This window comes from Lysinibacillus sp. CNPSo 3705, from assembly GCF_028674935.1.
Taxonomy (GTDB): Bacteria; Bacillota; Bacilli; order Bacillales_A; family Planococcaceae; genus Lysinibacillus.
Genome location: NZ_JAQZSD010000104.1, coordinates 1 through 10,114, shown reverse-complemented (window position 1 = coordinate 10,114; position 10,114 = coordinate 1). Strand labels below are relative to the sequence as shown.

The 10,114-nt window shown below is 30.7% G+C and carries 16 protein-coding genes and 2 pseudogenes; 1 reads left to right on the top strand and 17 read right to left on the bottom strand.

Annotated features, from left to right (window positions below):
• Nucleotides 1-123: 123 nt before the first annotated feature.
• The 5 genes from PVA17_RS23595 to PVA17_RS23575 all read right to left on the bottom strand — a co-directional run bounded on the left by PVA17_RS23595 (nt 124) and on the right by PVA17_RS23575 (nt 2,466).
• Nucleotides 124-447 (bottom strand): hypothetical protein, encoded by a 324-nt coding sequence (locus tag PVA17_RS23595; protein ID WP_274069176.1) that lies wholly within the window; start codon nt 445-447, stop codon nt 124-126.
• 190 nt (nt 448-637) lie between these two features.
• Nucleotides 638-940 carry a hypothetical protein gene (locus tag PVA17_RS23590; RefSeq protein WP_274069175.1) on the bottom strand — a complete coding sequence of 101 codons (303 nt, stop codon included), beginning with the start codon at nt 938-940 and terminating at the stop codon, nt 638-640.
• A 392-nt stretch (nt 941-1,332) separates the two neighbouring features.
• Complete coding sequence (locus tag PVA17_RS23585) at nt 1,333-1,545, bottom strand: hypothetical protein (protein WP_274069174.1); 213 nt, start codon at nt 1,543-1,545, stop codon at nt 1,333-1,335.
• Nucleotides 1,546-1,888: 343 nt separating this feature from the next.
• Nucleotides 1,889-2,302 carry a hypothetical protein gene (locus PVA17_RS23580; protein WP_274069173.1) on the bottom strand — a complete coding sequence of 138 codons (414 nt, stop codon included), beginning with the start codon at nt 2,300-2,302 and terminating at the stop codon, nt 1,889-1,891.
• Complete coding sequence (locus PVA17_RS23575; protein WP_483308048.1) at nt 2,299-2,466, bottom strand: deaminase domain-containing protein; 168 nt, start codon at nt 2,464-2,466, stop codon at nt 2,299-2,301. The genes PVA17_RS23580 and PVA17_RS23575 overlap by 4 nt, the downstream gene beginning before the upstream one ends.
• Nucleotides 2,467-2,808: 342 nt before the next feature.
• On the opposite strand from PVA17_RS23575, the pseudogene PVA17_RS23570 reads away from it, so the two are divergent.
• Nucleotides 2,809-3,050: pseudogene (locus PVA17_RS23570) on the top strand (IS3 family transposase); the annotation flags it as partial.
• Nucleotides 3,051-3,341: 291 nt separating this feature from the next.
• Here the strand turns inward: PVA17_RS23570 and PVA17_RS23565 are convergent.
• The 12 genes and pseudogenes from PVA17_RS23565 to PVA17_RS23510 form a co-directional block, all read right to left on the bottom strand.
• A complete protein-coding gene (locus PVA17_RS23565) occupies nt 3,342-4,034 on the bottom strand; it encodes an Imm3 family immunity protein (protein WP_274069172.1) in 693 nt (230 codons plus the stop codon).
• 36 nt (nt 4,035-4,070) lie between these two features.
• Entirely contained in the window at nt 4,071-4,553 is a 483-nt protein-coding gene (locus PVA17_RS23560; protein ID WP_274069171.1) for a deaminase domain-containing protein, read from the bottom strand.
• Nucleotides 4,554-4,646: 93 nt separating this feature from the next.
• Nucleotides 4,647-5,300: pseudogene (locus PVA17_RS23555) on the bottom strand (transposase); the annotation flags it as partial.
• Nucleotides 5,301-5,486: 186 nt separating this feature from the next.
• Entirely contained in the window at nt 5,487-5,879 is a 393-nt protein-coding gene (gene cdiI / locus PVA17_RS23550) for a ribonuclease toxin immunity protein CdiI (RefSeq protein WP_274069170.1), read from the bottom strand.
• A 25-nt stretch (nt 5,880-5,904) separates the two neighbouring features.
• Nucleotides 5,905-6,075, bottom strand: coding sequence for a hypothetical protein (locus PVA17_RS23545; protein WP_274069169.1), 171 nt, complete (start codon nt 6,073-6,075; stop codon nt 5,905-5,907).
• A 7-nt stretch (nt 6,076-6,082) separates the two neighbouring features.
• Nucleotides 6,083-6,388 (bottom strand): hypothetical protein, encoded by a 306-nt coding sequence (locus PVA17_RS23540; protein WP_274069168.1) that lies wholly within the window; start codon nt 6,386-6,388, stop codon nt 6,083-6,085.
• A 304-nt stretch (nt 6,389-6,692) separates the two neighbouring features.
• The gene (locus PVA17_RS23535; RefSeq protein WP_274069167.1) at nt 6,693-7,064 is read right to left on the bottom strand and encodes a hypothetical protein; all 372 of its coding nucleotides are present in this window, start codon (nt 7,062-7,064) and stop codon (nt 6,693-6,695) included.
• Between the two features lie 15 nt (nt 7,065-7,079).
• Nucleotides 7,080-7,292 (bottom strand): hypothetical protein, encoded by a 213-nt coding sequence (locus tag PVA17_RS23530; RefSeq protein ID WP_274069166.1) that lies wholly within the window; start codon nt 7,290-7,292, stop codon nt 7,080-7,082.
• 388 nt (nt 7,293-7,680) lie between these two features.
• Complete coding sequence (locus tag PVA17_RS23525; protein WP_274069165.1) at nt 7,681-7,881, bottom strand: hypothetical protein; 201 nt, start codon at nt 7,879-7,881, stop codon at nt 7,681-7,683.
• A gap of 50 nt (nt 7,882-7,931) precedes the next feature.
• Nucleotides 7,932-8,192, bottom strand: coding sequence for a hypothetical protein (locus PVA17_RS23520; protein ID WP_274069164.1), 261 nt, complete (start codon nt 8,190-8,192; stop codon nt 7,932-7,934).
• Nucleotides 8,193-9,081: 889 nt separating this feature from the next.
• Nucleotides 9,082-9,495: a hypothetical protein gene (locus PVA17_RS23515; RefSeq protein WP_274069163.1), complete on the bottom strand. Its 414-nt coding sequence runs from the start codon at nt 9,493-9,495 to the stop codon at nt 9,082-9,084.
• A 285-nt stretch (nt 9,496-9,780) separates the two neighbouring features.
• A partial coding sequence (locus PVA17_RS23510) for a hypothetical protein (RefSeq protein ID WP_274069162.1) occupies nt 9,781-10,114 on the bottom strand: 334 nt, incomplete at its 5' end.

Here is a 10,114-nt window from a genome sequence, read left to right as displayed (position 1 = left end):
GTTCTATTTTAACTACATTACTTATCGCTTATTAATTTTACGAGAATTAGATAATTTATCTTTTTGTCCTTTTTATTCTTCAAAAAGCATCTTTTTAGAAAGAATCCATCCATTTAATCCATATTAAGAGTAAATTTTACATTGATGGTAATTATTTCCTTCTATATATTTAATCAAATCCTCAACCTTTTCATAATCCATTGGCCAAAGATAATCCTTCTCCTTATCTAACAATTCTTTGTTTTCTAAAGCAAATGAATCGACCTCTCCTTTAGCTATATCGAAAAGAATACTATCAGGTAGTTGGTTTTCAAAATGAAAAGCAAAAAAATCTTCAAATAAAATTTTTAATGGTTTTTCTTGTACGTTTTCCACTTTCATTTCAATTTTTGAATTCTCAAAGTCTATTTGATAATTTAAAATCTTAATATCATGAATTTTACTCATAAGTAGCCCTCCTCATATTCCGTTATTAACAGACTAACTAACTGGAAAAATTAGGTTCTTTTTTCCTCCAAGCAAATTGCTATTCAAGGTTTGCATCGGAATCAGGATTAATCTCTCTTAATGCACAACTAGTTTAAATTATCTATTTTCCGCTTAACTTATTGGATTCAAAAACTATGATGCCTCGAATTTAACCCATATACTCCTCTGCAATCTCAATACTTCTCTTTAAATTTAAGTCTGGGTATCTCAGATTTAAGCGATATAGTAGTTCAATATACTTTTTACTTTGCAAATTATATGCCACTTCTTCAAAAACCTCACTTAAAAATGAAAGTTCTGTTTTTGTACAAACTTGTAAAAAATTCAAAGTTAAGTTTTCATTTTCACTTAGTAAAGCAATTAGCTCTTGCCATTTTTGCTCAATTCTTGGGTCATTATCATCTAGTAATGCTCGTGCACCTAAAACTGTTCTAACTTTTTCTTCAAACATTGTTAATCCCCCATTTTGAAACAATTCATACCAAACTTTTTATTAAGCTAGATTGCTAAAACCAGTTCATTATATTGTAATTAAAACTTCTTTATTTGGAGATAATTAAGTAAAAGTTAAATATCCCCTTCACTTTGAGGCTTTATATTTATACTTATATTTTTTATCCATTCTCTAGCTTCTCCCCGATTTTCTTGAGTACCGATATTAAATTAAAGTAATCTTTTAATCTCTTTTTGAAAAATATACATATCTTTAATATACCTATACTGTAAAAATTATGTAAATATATCTGTAATCTTATAAAAACCATCTTTCTTTTTGCCTTCAGAATAAAAATAGACTGCAGGATTTTCACCCTCATCTAATTTAAAGAAACAAAACATCCACCCTTAACTCATCCAAAATACAAAGTCGTTAGGAGTAAGTCTCAATTGCACTTTATTTTCTTCTAATAAATCTGCTCCCCATTCATTTAATTCCAATAACTCTTCAATAAAACATGACTCACCTCGTAATAAAGTATGCTCTGTTCCTCTACCCATTACTTCAAGAAACTCAATATAAGCTTCAGGAAGTTTATTATTTCTTATTAATTTTTTCACTTCACTTACTTCTTCGTTTGTACAAGATTTGCATTGGAATTTTGTCTTTTTGAAGTCGAGCAACACGTTCATTTAAATATAACACCATTATTACCCTCCTTTTTTCGTTGACCGCCGCTAGGTGTTATAGAAGTAGCTCCTTTTATTCCTAAACATAACAATTAAAAAACAACCAGAAATCGGCATAACCGTTAACTGGCTGTTGATCAAAATCAGTTTTTTATTTTTCCAATTAATCGAAAATAAATATCTTAATTAAAATCTACAACTACCTATCTCTATTTGAGATGAAAAAACAAATAAACTCACATCAAACAAGTTGTAAACTTTACTCATCTTAGAATCATATATAGCTTTCTGGTTTTTTACTCAAGATATAATCAATACTAGCTTTAAAGTAATCATCAGTTTGAATTATTTTGTAGTTTTCTTTTTTTAATAATTTCTTACATAATTCTATTTCATTTAAAAGTTGATCAACTTCTTTTTTTTCTATAGTATTATCAAAATTTGTATTGTTTAAGTAAATTTCAAGTTTCATATATAAATAATCAACAATTTCATTTAATTTTAGACTCTCAATTGCTATTAAAGTAAAATAAGCTGTTTTGCTAAAAACATTTGCGTTAACCCCCTTTTGAAATTCTTCTAAAATTTTCGCTGATGTCTGGGCAACATTATAATTATTTTCATTAATATATTCGTCAAATCCAAAAACAACGATATCTTTTATTTCCTCAATACATGCTATTTTCATTGAATCATTCCTTTACTGTATACATTTAGCTTAATATTTGGATACTTATGTCTAAATTCAAGTATCAAATTTGTACAACTCTGACAAGTATCCCACTCAGTGAAAAGATTTATTTCGCCTTTTATATTTGGATCTTTAATTTGGGATGCTATATCTTCAAGAATTTTTGCTTCTGTATTTCAATACCATTAAATTTTTCTTCATAAAGAGTCTTATCATATTCATCTAAGTCACTCCAAAAAGTAAATCCACCAAAATCTATTCCAAAACCAATCTTATTACTCTAACATCTTGTAGCGTCTTTAAATGACCCGACAACATAACAAACATTAATTAAATCTTCCACTAGTGAGTGTTCTATACTAATTAAATCATTGGAATCTAGTAGTTTATCCATTCATCTTCCTCCTATGGTGTGGGTGTTGTTGTCAATAACGATATAATTTTACCATTTTCAAAATACCCCACCCATGTTACTCCTTTTGAATCAACTCCAGTCCAAACGATGGCACTATCAAATGAAAAAGTATCAACGAACATTAAAACAGCATGGGATTACGCAGTTATAGAAAATTTATTTGGTTTATTAAAATCTGAACTCCTGTATCTACAAGAATTTGAATACATGGCACATTTTTAACAGGAACTCCAAGACTATATTCACTATTACAATCACAAACGAATGAAGGCAAAATTAAAAGACCTAAGCCCGGTGGAGTACCGAATTCAGGTCTTAGAAGTTGCTTAAAAACTTTTTGGGGTCAGATCAGTTATTGGAAGCGACTTTTTCTATCGTAATGATGAATAAAATCGTATATATCTTTTATTACGCTTTTATTGTTGGGTAACACCTTTGAATATTGCCGTCATAACATGTCAATTTTAAGCATGGTATGGTTACAAATTATTTTAATGAGCGGGGACTGTAGAAACCAATATAACTTACAATTGCATGAAAGCCCTTATACACCATAATTATAGAACAAGGACTAGGACTCTCAAAATAGTTTTGTTTTAGTTAAGTATCTTTTCAATCATTTCATTTTAGCCTAGTTAAAACATTTTTAATTCGATTTGCTAATTTCTCTTGGTCATCTTTAGTTAATTGCTCGTTAGATATATCGTAAACTTGAAATGATTGCAACTCATTCTTTATATCTTCAATACCATTTACAGTTTTTAATCCTTGATTACACAGATTTTCAGCAAGTGTTGTATAGATGATATACTTTTCACTTTTTGTGTTTTTACAATCTCGTTCAAATCGTTGTAATACATCAGTGACTATAGTGTCCGTATTTTTGTTTTCTTCTATAAAATTGCTAATATACTTTTGTACTTCCTCTATTAATTCTTCATAATACCAACAAACCGTTTGATAGTAATCAAGAGGCATTTTTTTCAATTCTTGTAAAACATGTACTCTACGTGAAAACAGGTCTTTATACTCTTCCCGAGATAAAGCATTTTCAAGTTTAATTAAATTAAAATCTAATTTAATCAACACATTTTCAATATAACTCTTGAATGTATACATTGCTTTGAAATGAGTAATTAAAATTTCTGCAAGTTCTATATAAACTATTCCCTTATCTGTTTCACTTTTCTTAGCGACCATATCATACTCATTATATGTTCTTGCTATTGCTTCTTTGTTACTCATCTTTTCTTCTTTAAATTCCTCATAAGTTTCATTTATATACTCATTGTATTCTTGATAACTAAATTCCACTTCTATAAACCTCCATTACTTGTTAGGTAAAATCATTTAATCAGCATTATGAATCACTTCTATGGTAATATTAGGATATTTATCGTTAAATTGTTGAATAATAAGATTACAACTATCACATGTATCTTTTTCAGTAAATAATTTTATTTTGCCTTTTGCCTTATAATTATCTCCAACTCTCTCTGCTAAATCATTTAAAATTTTATACTCGGTATCCCCGTCCCTTAAATAATTGTTTCCTCCATTATCATACGCTTTCGTAGCTTCAAATGTAGGTTTATTAGGTTTAAAAGAGAATTCTTCAGCCCCGGGTATTTTTTTTGAAGCATCATAAATTCCACTATGTGCAAAGAAATCTTTTTTATTGATTCCTACAATATCTACTTCTGCATAAGCAAAATTACCTTGTTTTTTATATCTATTAGATAATGCTCCTCTCGCTTCTGCTACTTTATCAATAATATGTTGGTCTACCCTAGGATTAATTTGTTTAGTTGGAAATCTTGTTCCAGTTTCCAAAGTACTTTGTCCATTATTTTTAGAATTATTACCCGTACCCTATGTTGTAATCTTAAAATCCGCTAATAAAAAAACAATCTGTCTTAAACCTTATTAAACTACTTCTCCCTCTTTTACTTCGGGTAATTCGTAGGCTGTTTTATGCTTCATCATGCCGTATATAATATTTACAAGCCGTCTCATGATACAAACCAATGCTTGTCCCTTTGTTTTGTCTTCTTTTAGTTTCCGTTGATAGTATGCATAAAACACTGGGTTCCTAGGCAGCTTACTTCCTTTTGCCACTTGTACTTGTTGTACGGCTAAGTTGTAAAATAAAGCATGTAGCGCCCGATTTCCTTGCTTGCTTTTTTGTTCCCTTCCTTTCCCACCAGAGCCAAAGTAAACAGGCGCAATGCCCGCAAATCGTGCTAATTTGTTGGCATTTGGAAAACGATGTACATCACCTATTTCTGCAATTAAAGCCGAAGCTGTAACGAGGTCTATGCCTGGCATCGTGTCTAATTGAAAGTCTAGTAAACTCATTAACCCTTTTAATTCTCGTTCCACATAGCGCATTTCCTGCTTCTTAAATGAAATGTCTCGGACGATACTCTTTACTAGAAAGTCTCGTATTTCTTGATGTTCTCTTATTGTGGTTCCATCCTCTTTCACCAACTTTAAAATTTCACTCGCTTTTTTCACCGAACATGTATTGCTACTGGCATCTAATAAAAATATGGTCAATTGCTTAACGCTTATCCCCTGGTAGTACTCATGATGACATTGCCTTCATGATATATTGATTCTGAATATGGCTTTATCTATCAGCAAATTCTAATTTCTCTTTCTACTCATCTGTTATGAGCTGTAACCCTAGAGTCGATTTCTTTGATTCTAAAGCTTCTTATGAAAGTTAATTTATACTTCTTATTTTCAATGTTTAACCTTTGTTTACTTCTTTATTTCAATACCGAATCTCTTTTGAATTTGAGTTAAGTTCTCCACAACAATTAATTTATTCTGAGGATATATGGATAGGTATTCCTGAGCTACTTTAAGTAAATACTCGAAAAACATCTCATAATCCACAATTGAATATACTTCAGTACTAGTTACTGGAGGAGTTGTTGTAAAATTCACTCCAGTATCTCCAAAGTACTCTTCATCATTAGGAGTGCATTCAGTTGCAAAATAACAACTAGTATAACCAATACCAAATCCTTTGCCATTTTTAAACTCATTAAGTGCCTCTAAAAAATATCCATTACCTAAAGTCCTGTAATAAGCCTCCATATTTTCAATTTTTTCTTGTGTATCTTTCACATAATAAATTTCATCATCCATATTTATTAAACCTACCTTTCTATTATTATTTTGGAATTACAGGGAAGAAATTACTTATTTCCCCGGTAACTTTATTTTTATAACCTATGAATTGTAATTTTTTACCATCAACTTCAGCATATCCAATAATCTCATCAGAAATAGCATTTGGTCGAGAGTCAATTCTTACTCTACCATTTTGAATGCCTTCCTCCATTGCTTCCCTACCCAACTTTAATCTGCTCATCAGAAAAAACTTTTGGGTCATATACTGTCTTAGGATTCTTATACTCTTTCCACTGTCCAGTAAAGTTACCTTTTCCACCATTTTCTTTACTCAATCCATCATAAACAGGAAGCTTATATTTTACCTCATAAATTCCTGAAATATCAGGATGAGACGTTTTAGTAACAGCTTGATTAATATCCTTAACTTGATTACCAAAGTTATCTAAAATAAATTGTTCAAAGTTCTCAAGATTGTGACCACCCTTTATTCCAATATTCGGTTTTGCTTTAAAACCCTCCACTTCGGTTAAATGTGTATCATAACCCTCTTTAAAAGTAACATCTTTTACCGTACCCTATGTCGTAATCTTAAAATTCGCTAATAAAAAAATAATCTCTTATTTCATTCGGTACCGCGTTTCTCCAACATTATACTATTCACCATTTTATTACACATTAAATTGAACATACAAAAAGACTTATTCCTCCTCACCGATTACGTTGGAATAAGCCTTTGAAAGTTTACAAGTGTATTGTCAAGTTATTTTGTGTTCGTTTTGTTGGTTGTATTGTACGATCTTGTTGTTTTGGTTTGTAAACACCTAACTATTGTTCACTCTCTGGTTTTATTTCAATCCATTCTACTTCATTAGAATGAATGTATAGTACAATTACATCATCTAAACCATTAAGAACTATTTTAATAGACTCACCGTCTCCAGGTAACGGGAGTAAGTCTACCTCTAGTATTTCACTACTATCCAGATTGAATAATTCAGGTTCAGTTTTGTAGATTGTCACATTAGAGAATATTAATATTCCAAGCTGCATTTCTGGTTCTGTTTCAAGATAGTAAGATTGTTTCCACTGACACAACTCTAACATTATCTTTAATTGCTTATTAACTTCATCATACTCTAATTCCTCAACAAGACTATCTAAAAGATTATGAGCTTTAATAAATTCTGATGGTTTCATATTTCTCCTCCCAAGCTACGGTTCAATGTGAGATGCTTTCGAGCCTTTTGGTACTGGGTTACCATTAATATCAAGGTAATAATCCTTTTTACCTGTGCTGTTTGGATTGTGCACGTGATAATGATCTTTACCTTCAAAACCATTTGCTCCTGGTTTTCCAGGATCAAATCTAACCTTCATTCCAGTTTCAGGATCAATAATCTCACGTGATTTAGTATTTTTCGCCATTCCTTCTGGTGTTACATCTTTCCATCCATTGTTGATTAATTCTTTAGGATCCTTTGGCAAGTTATTAGTAGAGAATTTAACTTTACCCGTACCCTTAGTATCTTTACAGTTAATACAGTTGCTTTGGTTGCATTTTTATTTTTGGAGATATAATTAAATGAAGCTTTTTGTAGTGCTCATAAGGGTTACATCTATCATAATTAATGAAAATTTATTCGACTCTGGTTAGCCCCACTAAAAAATCTTGAGAGACATAAAGCCAATCAAGGTTCAAATGCTATGTTATATTTCTTTCATAGCTAAATCTAATAAAAAATTACTAAACTCATTAGCAATTATCAAGATTCTATAGTTGTTCGGTCAACAAAGTTCTGATTCTCTTTAATAATCATTCTCGAAAGACGTCTTCCTGCTCTCTTAAAGAAGAAATCATCAGCAAACTCTTGTGAATCAATTGGTGAAAGCTGATTGATAACCCTATTTTTTTATCATACTCAATTCGCCCCATTGAATTCTCATTTGGTCCATATTGATAGACTACCCTATCTTCGTTTTCAAACTCCTTTAACATCAATACAAAAGCTGCCATGACTCTTCACTCCTCATAGTTTTTCTCCAAATTCCATGGCCTTCCAGATTCTATTGTTTTGTCATGCGCTTTTCTATAGTTAGTCTGGAATATACCTTCAAATTTTGATTCAAAATTTCGTGATCTAATAATTGTATATCAGAATCTAATTGTTTCCCATCTATCAATCTTTGCCATGCTTGAGCCAGTTCGTAGTCCGGGTCAAATCTCCCAACTCCGTGATCCTTTATATGGGAGTTATTAAAGACATGATCTTTAATCCTTTGTACTCTAGTAATAGAAAAGTCAGTATTATTAGCAATAGCATTCACGTATTCTGTTCCTAAACCCCTAAATTTTTCATACATTTCTTCTGCAATAGCTTCTTCCTTGAAGAACTACTCAGGGGATATATTTCTTCCGTCCGATTCAGCATAGTGTATAGAATTACCCTTAGGGATATCCCCTGTAGGTAATGTTGCATTTTTCGATGAATTAGCAGCAATGTATAATTTATAACAAATTTATCTATCGAAACCCCTATCCATCGCCTGTTCCTCTCCTTGTATGCTAGTACTTGAATAAAATTTAATACTTATTACACTAATTAAATAATCGTAATCTTTTCAATTTCCGTATTTAAAAATGTAAAAAGCACTTGTCGCCTGTTATAGGCAATAAGTGCTTTAAGTTTATTGATATTTGTAAGTTTTATAAGTTATTTTATTATTGACAGTATGACATCTTTTTTACCACATGGCAAATGTAGCGTTTAAACCCTTTAGCTTATTTAATCTCGTGTGTTTCGTGCTTATGACATCCATGAATAATTCTTTTTAGTAAAATGTCATCTCGCCTATTCTCACTCTTAATACATTAGTATTAAAAAAACTATTTATATCCTGTTTATCGTCACGAGCTTTGTCATTCTCATTAGTTTGATCAAACTACACTTAACCAAAAAATTTCATTTCGCCCAGTTCTCATGTTTTTGATTGCCTCATACTCTGCTTGTGTCTGTACAATTGTTTTTCCATTTTTCTTTTCCTCTTTTGATTTTGGGCATAAAAAAAGGTTCATTCCTCTTTCATCGTTCAAATGGAATAAGCCTTTGAAAGTTTATCAAGTGTTCGAATTGTTTAATGTTTGGTTTGTAGGTTGCATTGTACGAGTTTATTAATAGAGTTGTATGCCTAGTAAATTAATTCCCCTCTAACAACTCTAGTCTTGACCATCTAATTCAGCGACATATGCAATCTCTCTTATGAAAGATGTTACAGCATGACAATTTTCCAGATCATCCTCATCCAACATCGACCAATAATAAATAGTATTCTTATGAATACTATTGTCTTGAAGAAGATGATATCTAATCAAGCTAGCCCATTTCTCCTCAGCCTTTCCTTTTACTATTGCATCATTGAATGATGAAATAATAATAATCATTAAAGCGAATTTTTCTTCTTTGTTTAATGCGATATTTTCATAGGCGTATAAGAATTCGGTTATTCTTGAAGAATCCGACACTTCATACTCCCAATCTTGTGTAAATTCATCAGGAGCAGGTAGTTTCACTTTCTTTACAAGACCTTCGATAGCACTCTTAGTAACATACTCCAGGTATAGGTTCTCCATAGTTATTTCTCCTTTGTATTATTTTCCTATTCCTGAAGGATGAGCATTGCTAGGTAGCGGTACATCATGAGTTATTTTAAAAAACTATTTATATCCATGTTTATCGCCACGAGCTTTGTCATTCTCGATAGTTTTTAATTATTCATATCATATCTTAACTTAAAAATTTCATTTCGCCAGTTCTCACGTTTTCTTCCTAGCCCAGATGTAAAATAAAACACCATGATAGTACTGCCTCTGTAAACTCTCATTATAAATTACAGCTAGTAAATAAGTATCTTATAATTAAGAAGTTTCTACTAATGACAACACTTCAAAGCTTGCACAGAAAAACTTAATAATATTATTCTCATAATCTTCTACTAAATATTTTTTTGGTAATTCAAAACCTTTATCTTTCAAATTATTAATTCTAAAGCCCGTTATTTGATTATAACTATTTCCAAATCCTAATAAATCTAAAGTAGTAACATCATTAAACTTCATTTTCAAAATAAACTTCCTACAATCGACTTCTAATAAAAAACTAATTTCTAAAAATGAAACTTGATCACAATAAGAATTGTATCCAATAAAATAATGGAAATTAGTAATAAATTTAACATCAGTTGATTTAAAA

Bases quoted from the DNA above. Each gene is read 5' to 3' on its own strand.
- PVA17_RS23595 (WP_274069176.1), bottom strand. From the start codon at position 447: ATGAGTAAAATTCATGATATTAAGATTTTAAATTATCAAATAGACTTT.
- PVA17_RS23590 (WP_274069175.1), bottom strand. From the start codon at position 940: ATGTTTGAAGAAAAAGTTAGAACAGTTTTAGGTGCACGAGCATTACTA.
- PVA17_RS23580 (WP_274069173.1), bottom strand. From the start codon at position 2,302: ATGAAAATAGCATGTATTGAGGAAATAAAAGATATCGTTGTTTTTGGA.
- cdiI (WP_274069170.1), bottom strand. From the start codon at position 5,879: ATGGATGATGAAATTTATTATGTGAAAGATACACAAGAAAAAATTGAA.
- PVA17_RS23545 (WP_274069169.1), bottom strand. From the start codon at position 6,075: ATGGAGGAAGGCATTCAAAATGGTAGAGTAAGAATTGACTCTCGACCA.
- PVA17_RS23535 (WP_274069167.1), bottom strand. From the start codon at position 7,064: ATGAAACCATCAGAATTTATTAAAGCTCATAATCTTTTAGATAGTCTT.
- PVA17_RS23530 (WP_274069166.1), bottom strand. From the start codon at position 7,292: ATGGCGAAAAATACTAAATCACGTGAGATTATTGATCCTGAAACTGGA.
- PVA17_RS23525 (WP_274069165.1), bottom strand. From the start codon at position 7,881: ATGGCAGCTTTTGTATTGATGTTAAAGGAGTTTGAAAACGAAGATAGG.
- PVA17_RS23515 (WP_274069163.1), bottom strand. From the start codon at position 9,495: ATGGAGAACCTATACCTGGAGTATGTTACTAAGAGTGCTATCGAAGGT.